Annotated in this window: 13 protein-coding genes; 8 read left to right on the top strand and 5 right to left on the bottom strand. The window is 41.8% G+C overall.

Translation table 11 applies throughout. From position 1 onward, the window contains the following. Positions 1–58: 58 nt before the first annotated feature. From C9J48_RS03375 to C9J48_RS03400, 6 genes are all read left to right on the top strand, one after another. Positions 59–1,411 (top strand): TolC family protein, encoded by a 1,353-nt coding sequence (locus C9J48_RS03375; RefSeq protein ID WP_006231066.1) that lies wholly within the window; start codon positions 59–61, stop codon positions 1,409–1,411. A gap of 8 nt (positions 1,412–1,419) precedes the next feature. Beyond that, a complete protein-coding gene (locus C9J48_RS03380; protein ID WP_006231065.1) occupies positions 1,420–2,991 on the top strand; it encodes an efflux RND transporter periplasmic adaptor subunit in 1,572 nt (523 codons plus the stop codon). Continuing rightward, the gene (locus tag C9J48_RS03385; RefSeq protein WP_006231064.1) at positions 2,988–6,113 is read left to right on the top strand and encodes an efflux RND transporter permease subunit; all 3,126 of its coding nucleotides are present in this window, start codon (positions 2,988–2,990) and stop codon (positions 6,111–6,113) included. Before C9J48_RS03380 ends, C9J48_RS03385 begins: the two co-directional genes overlap by 4 nt. Before the next feature lie 124 nt (positions 6,114–6,237). Further along, on the top strand, positions 6,238–6,801 hold the full coding sequence (locus C9J48_RS03390; RefSeq protein WP_006231063.1) for a cupredoxin family protein: 564 nt from the start codon (positions 6,238–6,240) through the stop codon (positions 6,799–6,801). A 136-nt stretch (positions 6,802–6,937) separates the two neighbouring features. Next, positions 6,938–7,615: a heavy metal response regulator transcription factor gene (locus C9J48_RS03395; protein ID WP_006231062.1), complete on the top strand. Its 678-nt coding sequence runs from the start codon at positions 6,938–6,940 to the stop codon at positions 7,613–7,615. After that, entirely contained in the window at positions 7,612–8,979 is a 1,368-nt protein-coding gene (locus tag C9J48_RS03400) for a heavy metal sensor histidine kinase (RefSeq protein WP_006231061.1), read from the top strand. Before C9J48_RS03395 ends, C9J48_RS03400 begins: the two co-directional genes overlap by 4 nt. Positions 8,980–9,034: 55 nt before the next feature. Here C9J48_RS03400 and C9J48_RS03405 read toward each other — a convergent pair whose 3' ends face one another. Continuing rightward, positions 9,035–9,427 (bottom strand): DUF3316 domain-containing protein, encoded by a 393-nt coding sequence (locus C9J48_RS03405; protein WP_006231060.1) that lies wholly within the window; start codon positions 9,425–9,427, stop codon positions 9,035–9,037. 301 nt (positions 9,428–9,728) lie between these two features. Between C9J48_RS03405 and C9J48_RS03410 the strand changes: the two genes are divergently transcribed. Beyond that, positions 9,729–11,618 (top strand): ATP-dependent zinc protease family protein, encoded by a 1,890-nt coding sequence (locus tag C9J48_RS03410; protein WP_036803308.1) that lies wholly within the window; start codon positions 9,729–9,731, stop codon positions 11,616–11,618. A gap of 142 nt (positions 11,619–11,760) precedes the next feature. On the opposite strand, the gene C9J48_RS03415 is transcribed toward C9J48_RS03410, so the two are convergent. Further along, the gene (locus C9J48_RS03415; protein WP_006231057.1) at positions 11,761–12,249 is read right to left on the bottom strand and encodes a hypothetical protein; all 489 of its coding nucleotides are present in this window, start codon (positions 12,247–12,249) and stop codon (positions 11,761–11,763) included. 286 nt (positions 12,250–12,535) lie between these two features. Beyond that, on the bottom strand, positions 12,536–13,798 hold the full coding sequence (locus C9J48_RS03420) for an MFS transporter (protein ID WP_006231056.1): 1,263 nt from the start codon (positions 13,796–13,798) through the stop codon (positions 12,536–12,538). Positions 13,799–13,896: 98 nt separating this feature from the next. On the opposite strand from C9J48_RS03420, the gene C9J48_RS03425 reads away from it, so the two are divergent. After that, positions 13,897–14,685: an AraC family transcriptional regulator gene (locus tag C9J48_RS03425; protein WP_006231055.1), complete on the top strand. Its 789-nt coding sequence runs from the start codon at positions 13,897–13,899 to the stop codon at positions 14,683–14,685. Positions 14,686–14,765: 80 nt separating this feature from the next. Here C9J48_RS03425 and C9J48_RS03430 read toward each other — a convergent pair whose 3' ends face one another. Together C9J48_RS03430 and C9J48_RS03435 are read right to left on the bottom strand one after the other, a co-directional pair. Next, the gene (locus C9J48_RS03430) at positions 14,766–16,808 is read right to left on the bottom strand and encodes a DUF885 domain-containing protein (RefSeq protein ID WP_006231054.1); all 2,043 of its coding nucleotides are present in this window, start codon (positions 16,806–16,808) and stop codon (positions 14,766–14,768) included. A 408-nt stretch (positions 16,809–17,216) separates the two neighbouring features. Further along, positions 17,217–18,449 (bottom strand): hypothetical protein, encoded by a 1,233-nt coding sequence (locus tag C9J48_RS03435; RefSeq protein ID WP_006231053.1) that lies wholly within the window; start codon positions 18,447–18,449, stop codon positions 17,217–17,219. Between the last annotated feature and the right edge of the window lie 106 nt (positions 18,450–18,555).

Here is an 18,555-nt window from a genome sequence, read left to right on the forward strand (position 1 = left end):
AAGTTGATGATTAGAAACTTATTTAAATGGTTATCAAACCTACAAAGTGGATGTATTTATGCAACCAAGCATACTTTCCCGCGTACTAGCACTAACACTTATGACTGTCACTGTGCAGCCCGTGTTTGCGACTACGGATATAATAAATTCAGGGTCTACTAACACCCAAATGAACGCATCAATAAATGCGAACACCGAACTCAAACGATTAATCAGTTGGGCTATCGAGCACGATGCTGGTATTCAACAAATACATTATCAAGCAGATGCGCTCCAAGATATGGGTGTCGCAACCTCTCAATGGATGGATCCAAAACTCAAAGTGGGCGTTGGTGGTTTACCGGTTGATAGCTTTGCCTTCGATGACGATCCTATGACCAATATTTCTGTTGGATTAATGCAACAGTTTGGACGCGGTAATACGCTTGATTTAAAACAGAAGCAAAGTGATCAACAAGCTAATAGCATTCGTGAGAAAGCCGATATACGTGATCTCGAATTAGAAAATGCCATTACCACACAATGGAACGAGCTCGTATTCCAGCAAAATGTCTATGGCTTATTACAGAAAAACCAAACGCTATTTAGAGAACTTGAACATTATCTCAGTACCAATTACGGCGTTGGTTCAAATCAAACTCAAGATATTATTCAAGCTCAGCTTCAAATCAGCCTTATTGATGACAAGCTGCAAGCTAATCAACAAATGCAGCAAAAAATCAAAGCTCAGCTATCAGAATGGATTGGCGATAATGCTTTTACCATGCAAGCCAATAACTACCCAAGTTGGGTAGTACTTAATGATTATTTATCGACAAGTACAGGGGCTAGTTCATCGATAACGTCCGAAGATAATTACCAAGCATTGGTCAGTCATCCGTCTATTCGCATGAGCGACTTACTGATTAAAAGCAGTGAAACAGGTATCGATATCGCCAACGAAGCCTATCTGCCTGAATTTGGTGTTGAGGTCATGTATGGCTATCGACAAGCCAACGGCATGGGAGGCCAACCGGCATCTGATTTAATGAGCGTTTACCTAACTATGGATATCCCACTGTTTACGGAAAAACGCCAAGATAAAAAGTTGTCCTCAGCACAGCATCAACTTGGCGCGGCGAAATCGCAACGCGACCTTCTTCTTCAACAAATGAACGCCAAAATAAATGCACTGACAGTTGATCGCTACAACCTAGAACAACGCATTGAACGCTATCAAGATTCATTGTTAAAACGGGCTAAAGAAAAAACGCGCGCCATTGAACGTGGCTATCAAAACAATACCAGCCAGTTAGATGAATATATTCGTGCCGCCAGTGATGAACTCACATTGGCTATCGAACAAGAGCGTCTTCAAGCCGATTTAGAAAAAACAAATAGTGGCTTGGCTTACCTGTTAAATAAATTTTAGGAATAACAATGAATAAGACATTTTCAGTCGCAGTCATCACATTGGCTATTGGCGGCGCACTTGGCTACTTTGCCGCAACGACTTTCTCTCAAAACAATGATGTTCAAGAAACGGCGACCTCCAGTGAAAAACAGCCTTTGTATTGGGTCGCCCCCATGGATCCTAACTATCAGCGTGACAAACCCGGTAAGTCACCAATGGGAATGGACTTGATCCCATTCTATGAAGAAGAACAAAGTGGTGGAAAGAAAGACCCCGCGGGAACAGTATTTATTTCTCCGGCCGTTGAAAATAATTTAGGGGTAAAAACAACCAGTGTCATTAATGATAAATTATCCCCAAAAATAAACACCGTCGGTTACATCGCTTTTGATGAGAGTCAGTTATGGCAAATTAACAGCCGTGTAAGTGGTTGGATCCAAAAGCTGAATATCAATGCTATTGGTGAAAAAGTACAAAAAGGCGATGTTTTATTCGATCTTTATTCACCAGAGCTGGTTCGGGCACAAGAAGAATTACTGAACGCAAAACGCATTGGTAAAGCTGTACTTGTACAAGGGGCCAAAGAACGCCTCTCTTCTCTAGGTGTCGACAACAATCAAATCAATGCCATATTGCGCAGAGGTAAATCCTTTAAGAATATCGCCATCAAAGCTCCTGCTGACGGCGTTATTACTGCCCTAAACGTACGAACTGGGGCTTATTTATCACCAGCACAAAACGTGATCAGTGGTGGTTCATTAGACAATATTTGGGTTGATGCCGAAGTATTCGAGCGCCAATCAACCTGGATACAGTCTGGTATAGCAGCTGACATGACGCTTGGCGCCCTACCCGGTAAGCATTGGCAAGGTAAGATCGATTATGTCTACCCGATCCTTGATCCTAACACCCGTACCTTACGTGTACGCCTTAAATTCCCCAACGCCGACGGCGCTCTTAAACCGAACATGTTTGCCAATATAACCTTGATACCACAAAGCAATAATAAGGTCTTGCTCGTGCCTAACCAAGCCGTTATTCGTTCTGCGGGTATGTCGCGTGTGGTATTGGCATTAGGTAATGGTAAATTCCGTTCAACACGTGTTGAAACAGGCCGTGAATCAGGAAACCAAATCGAAATCGTTAAAGGGCTCAATCCAAACGATACCATCGTTACTTCTTCACATTTCTTATTAGATTCTGAATCAAGCTTAAGCGCCGACCTCAGCCGAATAAGCAATCGTAACGAAACCAAAACAGCCGTTAGCGCACCAGTACACGATATGGCTAGTCATTCGACGGAGCAACCAGCAAAGCAATCAACAGATAATTCGGCTTGGACAACAGGTGTTATTCGCAACGTTATGCTTGATCATAAAATGCTAACCATCCAACACTCCCCTATTCCAGAGTGGCAATGGCCCGCAATGCAAATGGATTTCATGGTAAAAGACGATGTTGATATGAACCAGTTTGTCGGCGGTCAAAGCATTCGATTTCTAATCGAAAAAACAGCAAAAGGCCAATATGTTGTCGCAGATGTGGATCAAGTAAATACCGATAACGATACCAATAACAATGCGGAGGTTGCACAATGATCAGTGCTATCATTCGCTGGTCGGTCAAAAACCGTTTCATGGTACTTGTTGCCACGTTATTTCTGGTTGCCGCCGGTATATACAGCGTTAAAAATACCCCGATAGATGCTATTCCTGATCTCTCTGATGTTCAGGTTATTATAAAAACCAGCTACCCGGGGCAAGCACCGCAAGTCGTTGAAGATCAAGTTACTTACCCATTAACAACAGCCATGCTGGCTGTGCCGGGGGCTGAAACCGTACGGGGATATTCCTTCTTTGGCGATTCCTATGTTTATATCATTTTCAACGATGATACCGACATGTACTGGGCTCGTTCGCGTGTTTTGGAGTATTTGAGCCAGGTCGCACCTAAGTTGCCACCTAGCGCAAAACCTACCCTTGGGCCCGATGCTACCGGTGTGGGCTGGGTATACAGCTACGTGCTGACCGACAAAACAGGTAAGCATGATTTAAGCGAATTACGCAGCATGCAAGACTGGTTCTTAAAGTATGAGCTGCAAACAGTTGATGGAGTATCAGAAATTGCGACCGTTGGCGGAATGGTCAAGCAATACCAAGTACAGATTGATCCTTCAAAATTACGCGCTTATAACCTGACCTTACAGCAGGTTAACAAAGCAATTCAGGCTGGAAACCAAGAAGCTGGCGCGTCAGTCATAGAAGTGGCTGAAGCTGAGCATATGGTGCGAGCAACAGGGTATATTTCAAGCATATCGGACCTTAAAAACGTACCATTGAAGGTCACGGACAAAGGCACACCACTACTACTCGGTGATATTGCTGATATTAATCTTGGTCCACAAATGCGCCGAGGTATTTCAGAGTTAAACGGCGAAGGTGAGGCTGTCGGTGGCATCATTGTGATGCGCTATGGTGAAAATGCCCGTGAAGTGATCCATAACGTAAAAGCAAAACTTGCCGATTTACAGCGCAGTTTGCCTGATGGCGTTGAGATAGTACCCACATATGATCGCTCAGAGCTCATCGATAATGCCGTAGAAAACCTCTATGAGAAATTGCTGGAAGAATTCATTGTCGTAATCATTGTTTGCGCCCTATTCTTATTCCACATTCGCTCATCGTTGGTCATTATGATCAGCATGCCCATTGGCATTTTGGTCGCATTTATCATCATGCACTGGCAAGGCATTAATGCCAATATTATGTCACTCGGCGGTATTGCCATTGCCATTGGTGCAATGGTCGACGGCGCGATCGTAATGATAGAAAACGTACACAAGCATATTGAGCGAACACCGCTAACCAATAAGAACCGTTGGCAAGTGATCACCAAAGCGGCAGAAGAAGTCGGTGCGCCGCTGTTCTTCTCACTATTAATCATTACATTAAGCTTTGTGCCCGTATTTGCCCTTGAAGGTCAAGAAGGCAAGATGTTCTCGCCGTTAGCATTCACTAAAACCTACGCGATGGCAGCTTCTGCTGGCCTAGCGATCACATTAGTGCCTGTTTTGATGGGGTATTTCATTCGCGGCAATATTTTTCCTGAACACAAAAACCCCGTTAACCGTGCTGTTGTCGGTTTATACCGACCATTGCTGAACCTTAGTCTACGCTTTCCAAAAACAATCATTATTATTGCTTTTGCTTTAATGGCCTCGGCTTATTACCCAATACACAAAATGGGCAGTGAATTCATCCCGCCTTTGGATGAAGGCGATTTGATGTACATGCCAACCACCTACCCGGGAATTTCGATTGGTAAAGCCAGAGAGCTACTGCAACAAACCGATAAACTGATCAAAACAATTCCTGAAGTCAAAACCGTATGGGGCAAAATTGGCCGAGCTGAAACAGCGACCGATCCGGCACCATTAACCATGGTTGAAACCATCATTCAATTTAAGCCTGAAAGTGAATGGCGAGAAGGCGTGACCAAGGCAAGTTTGCGTAAAGAGCTCGATGCACTAGTGCAATTTCCTGGGGTAACGAATGCGTGGGTAATGCCGATTAAAACCCGTATCGACATGCTGGCAACAGGCATTAAAACTCCTATTGGCGTCAAGATTGCGGGACCAGATCTAAAAGAGATTGAAGGTATTGGCGAACAGCTTGAGCAAGTACTGAAAGATATCGATGGCACAACCTCTGTGTATGCGGAACGCGTCGCGGGTGGACGTTACCTTACTATCGATATCAAACGTCGTGCTGCTGCGCGTTACGGGCTGAATATTCAGGATATCCAACAGGTGATCAGTACTGCTGTTGGCGGCATGAATGTAGGGGAAACCATTGAAGGCTTAGAGCGCTACCCTATCAATGTACGCTACCCGCAACAATACCGAGATTCATTAGACAAGTTGCAAACCTTACCGCTTGTTACCCCTAATGGGGCGCGTATCGCACTGGCAGATGTTGCTGATGTACGTTTTGAAGATGGTCCACCTATGATCAAAACAGAAAACGCACGTCCAAATGGCTGGGTATTTATCGATATTGAAGGTCGAGATTTAGGTTCATACGTGAAAGAGGCTCAACAACGTGTGGCTGAACAGCTCAAGCTGCCTGCCGGTTATTCACTTGTCTGGTCAGGACAATATGAATACATGGAACGTGCTAAAGCCCGCTTAACGACCGTGGTTCCAGCAACCATCGCGATCATAATGGTATTGCTGTACCTCAGCTTCCGTCGTGTGGGCGAAGTCATGATTATCATGGGTACATTACCACTCGCGATGGTAGGTGGTCTGTGGCTTATGCATATCCTCAACTATAACTTCTCTATTGCTGTTGGCGTTGGTTTCATTGCCTTATCAGGTGTTGCTGTCGAAATCGGGGTCATCATGTTGGTTTATCTCAACCAAGCTTGGCACTACAAACAGCTTCACGCTGAAGAAAACCAACAAACCTTAGGCAAGGCTGATCTTGCAACGGCTATCAAAGAAGGCGCAGGTTTACGTGTTCGCCCCGTAATGATGACCGTGGCAACCGTCATTATCGGTCTCATTCCTATCATGTATGGTGATGGTACGGGATCTGAAGTCATGCAGCGTATTGCAGCGCCCATGATCGGCGGCATGGCATCAGCACTACTGCTTACGCTCGTTGTACTGCCTGCGGTCTTTAAGCTATGGAAAGAAGTAAGCCATAAATTGAAGTGATTTAGCTATTTATCTCGTTAGCTAACGAAGTAGGCAAATCACAAAGTAACTAACAAAGTAAAAAGGCTGTGTTATTTCTCTCTCAAATAGCACAGCCAATCAATAAAATGAAAAGGAATTAATAATGAAAGTATTTACATTACTCGCACTGACTTTGGCTCTTTCTTCTACCACCGCTTTAGCAGCAGGTGATCACTCTGGTATGGACCACGACAGTATGGACATGAAGAACATGGCAGGTATGGATCATAGCAAGATGAACCATGGCGACATGGATCACAGTAAAATGGATCATGGCGCTATGATGTCTGCAGTGGGTATGCCCGCGCCTGCTGAACAGGCAACTCAGACAATTCAGGTAAGTCTGAGTGATGATATGAAACTAAAATTTGAACCATCACTGAACCTTAAACAAGGTGATATTGTCCGCTTCGTTATCATTAATAATGGACAGATACCTCATGAGTTTTCCATTGGCAGTATTGATGAACAGAAAAAGCACCGCGACATGATGCGATCAATGCCAAACATGGAACACAGCGATGGCAGCACGATCAGCTTAAAAGCGGGAGAGAAAGGCGAGATAACATGGCATTTCATGGGACAACCATTCGTTGAGGTCGCATGTAATATTCCCGGTCATGCTGAAGCTGGAATGAAAATGAATTTCGTCTTAGCGGCAAAATAAATCACGCCTTCTTGTTTGTTTATAAGATCAGTTTTGTAAAATCAGGTTCGTCATTCCTGATTTTCACTATCAATAAATTCCCCTATCACGCGCATCAACCTGATGCGCTTTTTTCTCCTGAATAGTTATCGATTTTATGAAAATACTCATTATTGAAGATGAAACCAAACTAGGTAAATATCTCCAACTCGGATTAAATGAAAGTAGCTTCACCACCGATTGGGTAAATAATGGTTTGGATGGATTACATCAAGCCATGTCGCCTGAATATGATTTAATCCTTCTTGATGTCATGTTGCCGGATCTTGATGGTTGGGAGATATTAACCAAAATAAAAGCATACTATCCAACACGCCCAATAATTATGCTGACAGCACGAGACAGTGTTGAGGATCGGGTAAAAGGCTTACAGTTAGGCGCAGATGATTATCTAGTTAAACCCTTTGCATTTATAGAGCTTATTGCCCGTATACAAAACCAAGTTCGAAAAAATGAAAATGTCGCAACAAAAACAACACTCACTATTGCGGATTTACACATCGACCTTCTTCGACGGCGTGTTACACGCAATGACCAACATATAGATCTAACAGCTAAAGAATTTTTATTATTAGAGTTATTGGTTTCGCGTGAAAAAGAAGTGCTATCTAAGGCATTTATTGCCAGTAAAGTATGGGATATGAATTTTGACAGCGATACTAATGTTATTGAAGTTGCGATTCGCAGGCTACGCAAAAAAGTAGATGATCCGTTTGAATTCAAGCTCATTCATACCTTACGAGGTATGGGATATGTGATGGAGAATCGAGAGTGAATAAACCGTCATCACTAACAATAAATATTGCTGTCTGGTTTGGCTTAAGCTTATTGTTTACTATCACTATTGTAGCTTGCATCATTAGCGCCTCTCTCTATAGCCATTTTAATGCTTTGGATAAAGAAAAGTTGCAGGCTATTGCAAATACAGCTAATGAATTAATTAAAGAACAGACACTTAGCAACTCCTACTCAACACTTAATACTATTATTAATAACGAGGAAAATATAAGCCTGTTTATCTACAATAAGAAGGATGAGCTATTATTTAAAGATGAACAATCACATATATTACTCTCTCCTGCGCAATGGGAACTGAATATAATCAACAATTGGGTCCAGAATGAAAATCAGTACCGAGGAATAAGAATATCAGGAGGAAGCAATATCTCTACCCCCGTTTTTATTTCAGTGGTTATGAATAAAGAGGTACATCAAAAGTTTTTAAATAAAATGTACACCTTACTTTTTGCAATTTTTATGGTTACTGCAATCAGCTTAAGTATTGGCGGATACTACATCGCATGGCGAGCACTAAAACCATTAAGAAACCTAGGAATAACACTCACTCAAATTAATGCCTCATCATTATCAACTCGTCTGAGCGATCAGGCTGCACACCAAGAGCTAGCACCTTTGATCCATGCCTTTAATGAAATGCTCGCTCGGATTGAAAGTTCTTTTTCCCAATTGTCATTTTTTAGTTCCCACCTCGCCCACGAATTACGTACACCACTGTCTGCAATCATTTTACAAAACCAAGTGCTACTGCAAAATGAACGCGATAAAAAAACGTATCAAGAAGCCCTTCGCTCTAATCTTGAAGAGCTGGAATTCTTATCTAAAACTGTTACTGACATACTGCTGCTTACACAAGCGCAAAGCAACCAGCTACTATTTAAAGTCGAGATCATTGATCTCAAATCCTTAGCCGAAAAAGTAATTGAATACTATCAACTTTTAGCGGAAGAGAAAGGCGTAAAATTCACCGTTATTGGTGATTGTATCGTTCATCATGATAGCGCCCACCTACGTCGTATTATTGGAAACTTACTCTCGAATGCAACTCGTCATGCAGATCCTGATAGTGAAATTACTATCGTAATCATACCAAATGAAAAACTTGTCACTTTTTCAGTAACGAATCAAGGCAAGTCAATCAATATCAATGAACAGCATCTTATTTATCAACATCAATATCGTAGCCCTGCCTCAAGTAATATTAATTCTACAGAGGTCAATATCGGTGTAGGGCTCAATATATGCCAAACTATTATCAAAGCGATGGGAGGAAAAATTACGCTATATTCAAAAAATAAGGAGACAACCTTTACGGTCAGCCTCCCCATTAAGTATGCTTGAATATAGAATAAAAACAGGGAGGTAACGATACCTCCCTCTGTCATACCAAATAACTTTAGTTATTCGAATCATGGATACGGTAATGGTACTTAACATTTACCAGGGCTTGATATTCAATCACGTTAGGCTGTTTAGCAAATTCTTTTACTGTTACTTCTTTATCTTCAATCATAATAGATTTGGCATCTAAGTCGCGCGAAGAAACATTAAGAATGGGTCTTAGCTCTGTTGACGATTTTCCATTCAAACTATTCAAAATATCATAACCTTGCTGATACGCTGAACTACGTGTTGCAGTTACATCAGACAATAATGTGGCAGTCCCTGTTTGCACGGTATAGTTTGCAGCTGATCTCATATAAGTTTTATCCATTGATTCAGCTGAACTAGCCATCACTTGTGTACTCATTAATACTAAACCAGTAACTGCCAATAATACTTTTTTCATCTTTACTTTCCTTTCTTGTTATTTATTACCAACAAGAATAACCAAGTAAATTGACAGCTAGCTGTCGTGAAAATTACATTTTTGTCAGGTTGAATATAAATATATTAAAAGTAGAAATACCAAGGCTATTATTCATATTAACACAAACGATAATATCTATAGAGTGAATAATATCCCCCTTTATATTCAGTGAGCAAATTCTGAACCGTAACTGAATTCGAGCCAATACCTGCCACCAGATCTATTAATAATCCGTATAATGCCGAAAAAAATACCCTTAATTACATCGTATAGGATAATAATGGCCTTTCTCCGATTAATCACAGCTTTGTGCTTATCTGTCATATCAATATCACCGAGCATTGCTCAAGAGCTACCACAAGAAATAAGACAAAAAGAGCTCACTATGATTGATGACAAAGTCGTACTTGGTCGAACAGAAAAAGTCTACTTGCCAAATATTACAGCCCTGAACGACATTGGTATTCCAGCAAAGATTGATACGGGGGCTGATTCAACCTCTATTCACGCCGAAAACATCAAGATTACTGCTACCAACCCGATATTTAACGGCTTGGAAGGCAAAGCCCTACTGGATGCGATAGCCATTGAATTTGATGCGCTAACCAGCACTAAGCTGCGAGATCGCGAAGATAAATCCGATATTATGGTGAGCTTTGATATTATCCACCCTTACAGTGGTGACACTATCGCAGTCACCTTGCCGCTATTTCGCCTAGCGATGATAAAAAGCCGCGAAGAAGGCCACCTTGCTCGTCCTGTTGTTGAGTTAAGTTTACAAATTGCAGGCAAAACAGTTCTTACCGAAGTCAACCTAACTGACCGCACACGTTTTTCATATCCGATACTTATAGGCAAAACCTTCTTACGAGATACCGCGTGGGTTAATGCAGGCTATGACTACTTACAAGAACAAGACACAGCATTGATCATCGGTCGTAAAGAGCGGGCACTTATCAATGATATCCCCCTTGAGACTAGCGTATCTTTCACTAACCGTTATAGCATCTTGCATGCACTTAATATCAAAGTGGACGAAAAAGCCAAACAAGTAAGCTTTACGGTTGAAGGTGATAATAAACAGCATAAAAAGATGACTGTTCCTTTAGTTAAAATGCTTAAATTTAGTAATGCTCAGCGACCACTAGTTTATGTACCAGTACAGCTTGGCTCGATAGACGACGACAACGTATTCAACCAACCATTATTGGTTTACTTACGTGATAGATCTAAAAATAGTAGCCAACTACGTTTAGGGACTGAAGCACTTAATCAAAACTTTATCGTCGATTTAGGCAATACTTATCTTACAGAGCGCCCTATTGCACTATTCAGCTCTGTTTCAGACGAAAAAACCTCATTTATAATGAGCCCTAAAGAACAAATTACCATTGATGGTATTACAGTAAATGCCAAGCCCTCTGCGACAATCAAAACACCTTTAGTTAAGGTCTCTCACATTACTGAAGACAAAAGAGACACGGGCCGTATGGTCAGTTATGAGTTAACGGATATAAACAATAACGTCCATTCATTCGAGAAACCGATCAAGCGAAAGATTAAAGTGGGAGATGATGTTCGCCCTATTGTTGTTTCAGAGATCACCTTACCGTCTTCATTGCTGATCAAAGATGTTGCTTTAAAAGCAATACCAACCAAGAATAATGATCCCTTCCGTTTTGACGTTACGCCAAACCTAGTGCACGGTTCATTACTGATCAATGCACGTACAACCAATTTAATTCATCGTCATGCCGCATTAAAAGCCGGCTATATTGAACAAGCTCAAGTTGCAGGTTTATCTTTCCCGGTAAAACTTGATACTGGTGCCGACGTAAGCTCAATGCACGCTACTGACATAACAACATTCGTTAAAGATAACAAAGAATGGGTATCATTTACTTATACGAATACAAGTAACGTAAAGAAGACGCTAACGAAAGAGGTTATCGACGAAATGCGTATTAAAGGTAGAGTGGGCGAAAAATCTAATGTGCGACTTGTCGTCAATATGCAGGTTAAGTTAGGCAGTGTTGAAAAAGAAATTGCAGTAAACCTTCGAGATCGTAGCCGCTTTAAATACAGCATGATACTGGGCAAGAATTTCTTAAATAATGACATTATCGTCAGCAGTGATCAGCAATTCATTCTAACCAACAGCGCTTCATAAGATATAGCCAACCTAAATAAGTGTCTTTTTTAAAGCTAAACAGTGAATAAGTTTGTATTAAAAAGCGGCGTTACCGATCAACCCACAGATTGAACGGTAACGCCGCTTTTTTTAATAACTAAAAAGAACCAAGTCTTTAAATTTACACACCAGCACGCTTTAGCAAGCCATTCATCAATGATGAACTTGCTTTTACTTGCTTCGATTTATTCTTTAATTCACGCGCCAAAGCAACATCATGGATATCGTTCGCAATATAAATCATTGATTGATACATATCACGCGGAGTCTTAATGCGTGCTGTGTCATTAAGTGGTGTGATAATTTTAACGACATCGCCTCCTGTTTTTTTATTCTCATTAGCATACTTAAGAATTGAATCGAACAGCTTATCCAAATCAATCATAAAATCAGAGTTTTCTACACCCTGCTTCTGCATCTCTTTCTGGTTTCTCTTTCTTACTCGGTTGATAATAAATGCAGGTGTATTAAGTTTCTTATAAGCGACGAAACCTGCAAGAATGAGTAAGGCAACACCACCCGCTACGTAACCCCAGATAGAACCTGACGACTCAACAACTGGTTGAATCACCTCGGCAGCATTTGTAACAGACACTGGTACATCAGACATATTTGTGACCTTTAACTAGAATAATACGGAACATCACAGACATTATGCATTTAGTTCCCACAGGACTATGCGTTTTATCAATATTTAAGTTGAATAGAGTGACAGAGATCTAAGGTTTGACAATTTATTGCGCATATTCAGCAATAATATCCCCCTGTACGACTGTAATGAATCCGACAAACAGATTACAGATGGAATATTTCACGGTTAAATATGCAGATAACAGCAACCATATAAAAGCAGTGTCACCCTTTCAGTATAGGGCTTCTCCGTTTGCTTTCTTCTTTCAACAACCTTCCGTTTTTAGGTACATGGTCGATGCTTTTGCAGGAGAAGTAATAGGGTTACCTTTCGCAGCTAACAATGCAAAAAAGCTCCACACTACACTGAGCCCAGCACAGATACTCAACGGTAACACCCAGCTCCCTACTGATTCGTGCAGAACGCCCATTACAATAGGCCCTGACGCTGCCAATAGATAGCCACAACATTGTGCCATACCTGATAATGCCGCCGCTTGATGTGCGTTTTGCGTACGAATACTCACGAGTGCGAGCGCAAGAATAAAACCACCACCAGCCCCTACACCAAATAACATTACCCAAAGCATGGCTAATGGAGGGATGGTTATCAATCCAACAATGCCGATGAAAACCAGTAAAGTCATGCATACTGCCAACGCACGTTTATCATGAATTTTAGCCATCAAAGGGATCAAAATAATCGCAGGTACAGCCGTTGCCAATTGAAGCATGCCGTGGATAAATCCTGCTTCTTGATGGCTATAACCATAGTCGATCAAAATAATGGGTAACCAACTGATAAAGATATACATCAGCAGCGAGTTCAACGCTAAGAAAACAGTAATATGCCAAGCACTGGTTGAACGCCAAAGGTAGCTATGGCTATCAATCTCTGCCGTATCTGATGTTGGGGCGCTATGTTTTTTTAATTGTGGTAGCCAAAGCCCAATCGCAATAACTGGGAAGACAACAATTCCCCCCAAAGATAGTGACCAATCAGGGATAGCAGTAATAGATAACGTATCTGCCATATTCATCACTGGAATTGCAAAACTCGCACTTAACGTTGAACCAACCCCCATCATCAATACATACACCGCTGTAATCGTTGCCACCTTATTGGGGAAATCACGCTTCAATAAACTGGGCAGTAAAACATTAGCGATAGCAATACCAGCACCGATAATCACGGTGCCAATAAACAGCCAACTGGCAGAGCCCAACGACCTTACAATAATGCCCGTCAGTATTAACACCAATGCAGCCATCAATGATTGTTCAAGCCCACGATTACGCCCCAGAATTGACGCAATAGGAGAGAAAAAAGCAAACGCTAATAATGGCAAAGTGGTTAACATGCCTGCTTGCATCGCAGATAAATCTAACTGTTCGCGAATCACGTCCAACAAAGGACCAACACCAGTAATAGGGCTACGTAAGTTAAGTGATATCAGTAAAATGCCCACAATAAGCAAAAAAGCTGTCGATGCTTTTGGAGGCGTTGAAGATAAAAGCGGTTGTGGCATAAAAATGCTCCTGTTATTCACAATAGCACTAGATTACTCTTACTTTTTCTTACCGTATTGGGCTATATTGACAATATATATCTATAAACAGTCAATGTATGTTACCTCTTCAGCCTTACTTTCCCGAATTCGACTCTGACGAGTACCCTCAAAAAGTCGTTGCTTTGCAACTGACTGGAGGTGAAAAAGAAGCCGAAACACCCTTTCACCAGCACCGAAAATGTCAGATTGTGCTTCCCTTAACAGGCTTCGTAAAATGTAAAATTGCGGATGCTATATGGATGGTGCCCCCACATTGTGCGGTATGGATCCCAAGCCACGTACCACACAGCAACAAGATCTCGGCTGACGCGAATGTCTGTATGCTTTTTATCGATCCGGATGCGATTGTTATGCCTGATCAGAGCTGCACGATTTCTATCTCACCGTTGGTGCGAGAATTGATCGTTCACCTCACAATGCAAGATCAACATTACTTACTCACCAGCCAAACTGCACGACTAGTGGATGTATTGATCGAGCAATTAGCCACTATGCCAACAGAACACTTTGATTTTCCTATTCCAGTGGAACCTAGACTGAATGCGATCGCTTTAAGGTTACTTGCTGCTCCATCAGATCGACGCACGATCGGTGAGTGGGCTACACAATTTGCAATGAGTGAACGTACCTTGGCACGCCTAGTCAAACAAGAAATTGGGTTAACGTTTGGAAAATGGCGCGGTCAATTACATATCGTGGTGGCGCTACAAAAATTAGCGTCAGGCGACTCAGTACAGCGGATTGCTGATCACTTGGGATATGAATCGGTCAGTGCATTTATTACATTCTTTAAGAAAACCCTCGGACGCCCTCCAAAACAATATATGAAAGGGCGTGAAGCATAGTTACTAACTAAAAAAATAAAGCCGCTAGTTCCTCTCAGAACATAGCGACTTCATCATCTTTAAGTTAACCGCGTATTGGCTTAACCTTTAGATTTGATCCAATTATCGATACTTGTCTCTACCACTTCCATAGGCTGATCACCGTATTTAAGTAACTGGTCATGAAACTCTGCCCAATCAAATTCGTTACCCAATTCAGACTGTGCTTTCTCCAGCATTTCTTTGATCACCAAATAGCCAGATTTGTACGAAACAGCCTGACCAACATACGCAGCATAACGGAAGCTTTCTGATTCAATATCACCATCACCCAGTGCAGAATTACTACGCATATAATCACGTGCCTGTTGGATACTCCAACCTTTGGCATGAATACCGGTATCTACAGCCAAGCGCATATTTCGGAGTTGGGCTTCGTTCAAGCTACCAAAATACTGTAAGGCATTACACTCTTCAGCATCTTGATAAATCCCACCTTGAAAATCATCATAGTTCAGATCCACTTTACACATACCCGTCGCATTGACGAAAGTCGGCTTACCCTCTTCATTCAACTCACCATATATGCTCATTTCCATACCCAGCCATTCGGTATATAACGCCCACCCCTCGGCATAGGCGGTGTACCCAACGTTTTTAATATATTCCGGCTTATTGGCTGGTGGATATTCAATAGAATAGGCATTTTGGAAGTGGTGGCCCGGCGCTGCTTCATGCAGCAACAAAGTAGAGACATTCCACTTTTGCAGGCTGTAGTCAGGGTTGGTATTTAAGTTAAATTCATTGCCACCGTAAGAGGCCACCCCTGCATACAATTCACGACTATCAGGCACAGGTACAATGCTGTAATCCGTTTCAATTGGCTTAAAGTACTTGGCGACTACATCGTTAGCATCATTTTTAAACTTGTAGTAGTCGACTAGTGCTGCCTCACAGGCAGACGAGTCTGATGCAGAGGTGCAGGCTTGCGCATACGGCGTACCCGTAATCGTCCGGCCATCTCGGCCATAGAAGAAAGTTTCGCTATTTAGATAAGCAAAGAATTCAGCAAGGTTAATATTGCCGTTATCGTCCGCCAACGTGAACGTTTTATCTTGAATAACATTTCCGGCAGCATCTCGCCAATCAGCAATGACCGTTTTGCCGCGCTTTTCTACAATCAGCTTAGCGACTCGTTCCATTTCGGCTTTAGCATCTGCCACTAGGTCTTCACCTAACTGACTGAGTTCCATCGCTGGTTTCCCCGTGGTACTGTTGCGATCCAGTTGCCACTGATACCATGCCTGCCCATTAGGTAAATCACCCCAACCTATATTGGTATCAGTCAATGCCCCTGCCGGATCACTACCACGAGCAGCACCCATAAAGTCGCCTTTCAGGTAGGTAACTAGATCACTTGTTGCCGCAATCGCATCATCCACAGCCCTCTCGTATTCAGCAATAAAAGCTGGCTCATAATCACCACTGTGGCTATTAATATCATCCAGACCGATTTTGAGTAAGGCATAAGTATCTTTAGTTACAGTATCTTCCGTACTTTCAATCAGGCGTTGTATTAACACTTTAGGTAATTGTGCATGCTCAATCTCACCCATTGAATACTGGGAATGTAAATTGTTAACCCAAGCTGTAAATTCACGAACGACCTGAACATGACTTTTATACGCTTCAACATCTTTCTGCTTAGCACCCGCCGTTTCTGCATTCCACTCGATATAGTTATAAAAATGGGTGATCGGAATCGTGAAATTACCGAAACGAGTATTAGGCAACGACGCTCCACGAATGCCGATGTTTCGGTCAAAACGGAACGTGTCGTAATAAATTTTATCTTCATCAGATAATGCACTGCGATCGAGCGCTTCAAGTTTATCTAGGTACAGTCTATCTACCGATTGTCGCGAAGAAGCCATCTGATCGGTTATCTGACCAAACGTCGTATTATCGAGTATATCCATCGCCTCTTGGTAACCAGAAAAAACGCCCCTCATATCTACCGCAACATCTGGTGTCAGTTTTGGCTGCTCAATAATGTTAGTTTCATCGTTACAACCTGCCAACGATGTTAATGCTAATATTGCCAGCGACAAAGAGGACAGACGCATAGTTCCACTATGTTTCATTGTGTATTCCTTTTTATTTTTATAATCGTATCTCATTGATGAATTGTGCAATTCACCGGCAAGGCTAAAGGAATACATATGTCGATATTGTGAACGTATTCACACTATAAATAGCCTAATTTTTATTCAATTAAGCGGTTATTCTTGCAACTGTAATTTTATTCAAGCTGCGACGGGAAAGGCTAATAAAGCAAGCGCTTAATTGCATGAATACAAAGGGCTGGTGCATATATAAAAATGAAGTCGAGTGAAGTAAAACCCAAATCTTGATTGAAGATCAAACTTATTAAATTAAGTGTGAACTCAGCACAGATATTCTTTCAATAAATAGAATAAAGCAGATAAATAACAAATAGCAGGTAAAAAAATGGCTTCCGAAGAAGCCACTATATTATCTAGTTATGACGACTAGTATTCCCAGTGCTCAAGACTGTGAGCGCCAGAGAATTGGTTAGGGAAGTAATCTTCACATGTACCTTCACGCCATACATCGGCTGTTGCACAGTGTAGACCACCACCAAATGCGTAAGCATCACGTAAATCAACCGGTACAACATCAAAGCCGAGCTTATCGAATTGCTCCATTTGTGCGGTTTCAGATGCTTCAACACAGACTGTTTTATGATCTAAGATCAATGTATTCATCGACAACCAAGTGCTTGAGTAACAAAGCGGTGGTGGGTTATCCCACGCTGGGCTGACCGCTTCTACAATTTCCCAATCATTTTTCTCGAAGATTTCACGCTGTCCTTTGAATAATGGACGATTAGGGTTCAGCAACATTAAACCAGGACGTAACGGACAGAAGGTCGCATCAATATGAATTGGATGGTTATCTTCAAAGCTTAACGTGTGAACACGGTAACCTTGAGATTCATACTTACGCTTTATCCAACGAATACCCGCTAAGTTGGTGGTAAGACCGTGTTGTACAAAAATATCTTTACCTAAACGCATTACATCAGCGGCATCGAACAGAATATCAGTTTCTTTGGTGCTGTACTCTTTACGCAGTGAGCGCTCCATGGTTTCTGCATCAGACAGGTATTCGTAAGCCGCCACATAGTCCATACGGAAGCTATCATCAGACAAACGTGGACGCGGTGCTTGCTCAATCATACAATTTGGATCTGATTCAAAATACTCACGCATCAAATCTACATAAGCCAAATATTCAAAGTAACGGCTACGGAAGCTCATTGGTGCCATCAGCATGCTCTTACCCATGGTAAGTAGGCAGTCACGTGGAGGCATTACGCCAAAACCAGAGCTGATGCTGAAATCAGGAGTGGTAATGCGCTCATGCCAGTCGACTGCCCCTGGGCGGTCAACGATGATATTGCGATCTTCTAAAATCTTCGCAAAACCATTCAAGCATTCATTGGCACGTTCGATAGACTCTTGAGAACGACGACCTGCCTTACCACCTCTCATTGGAGAACCAGCTGGTATTTTTTCATTACTTGCCGGGCAAGCTTCCGGAATATGTTGATTATCCGCAATACCAACAATAACGTGACGAAGTGGATCGAAGTCATTATAAGACTCAACATGTAGACCTTGTCTTACATAAGGTACACCAGAATCTTTTCTTTCTAGTGGTAAAGAGGCATTAGGATATAGATCGTTAGAAATACTCATTACAAATCTCCAATAGAATGAATATAAATCAAGAAGTCGTGCTTCCATATATTATTAATGTTGTCACCTTATATTTAAGCAACAATATGCCAGCCATAATCCATGA

The sequence above is a fragment of the Photobacterium profundum genome, from assembly GCF_003026285.1.
GTDB classification, from domain to species: domain Bacteria; phylum Pseudomonadota; class Gammaproteobacteria; order Enterobacterales; family Vibrionaceae; genus Photobacterium; species Photobacterium profundum.

Bases quoted from the DNA above. Each gene is read 5' to 3' on its own strand.
- C9J48_RS03415 (WP_006231057.1), bottom strand. From the start codon at position 12,249: ATGTCTGATGTACCAGTGTCTGTTACAAATGCTGCCGAGGTGATTCAA.
- C9J48_RS03380 (WP_006231065.1), top strand. From the start codon at position 1,420: ATGAATAAGACATTTTCAGTCGCAGTCATCACATTGGCTATTGGCGGC.
- C9J48_RS03390 (WP_006231063.1), top strand. From the start codon at position 6,238: ATGAAAGTATTTACATTACTCGCACTGACTTTGGCTCTTTCTTCTACC.
- C9J48_RS03405 (WP_006231060.1), bottom strand. From the start codon at position 9,427: ATGAAAAAAGTATTATTGGCAGTTACTGGTTTAGTATTAATGAGTACA.
- C9J48_RS03425 (WP_006231055.1), top strand. From the start codon at position 13,897: ATGTTACCTCTTCAGCCTTACTTTCCCGAATTCGACTCTGACGAGTAC.
- C9J48_RS03430 (WP_006231054.1), bottom strand. From the start codon at position 16,808: ATGAAACATAGTGGAACTATGCGTCTGTCCTCTTTGTCGCTGGCAATA.
- C9J48_RS03395 (WP_006231062.1), top strand. From the start codon at position 6,938: ATGAAAATACTCATTATTGAAGATGAAACCAAACTAGGTAAATATCTC.
- C9J48_RS03435 (WP_006231053.1), bottom strand. From the start codon at position 18,449: ATGAGTATTTCTAACGATCTATATCCTAATGCCTCTTTACCACTAGAA.
- C9J48_RS03420 (WP_006231056.1), bottom strand. From the start codon at position 13,798: ATGCCACAACCGCTTTTATCTTCAACGCCTCCAAAAGCATCGACAGCT.
- C9J48_RS03375 (WP_006231066.1), top strand. From the start codon at position 59: ATGCAACCAAGCATACTTTCCCGCGTACTAGCACTAACACTTATGACT.
- C9J48_RS03385 (WP_006231064.1), top strand. From the start codon at position 2,988: ATGATCAGTGCTATCATTCGCTGGTCGGTCAAAAACCGTTTCATGGTA.
- C9J48_RS03410 (WP_036803308.1), top strand. From the start codon at position 9,729: ATGGCCTTTCTCCGATTAATCACAGCTTTGTGCTTATCTGTCATATCA.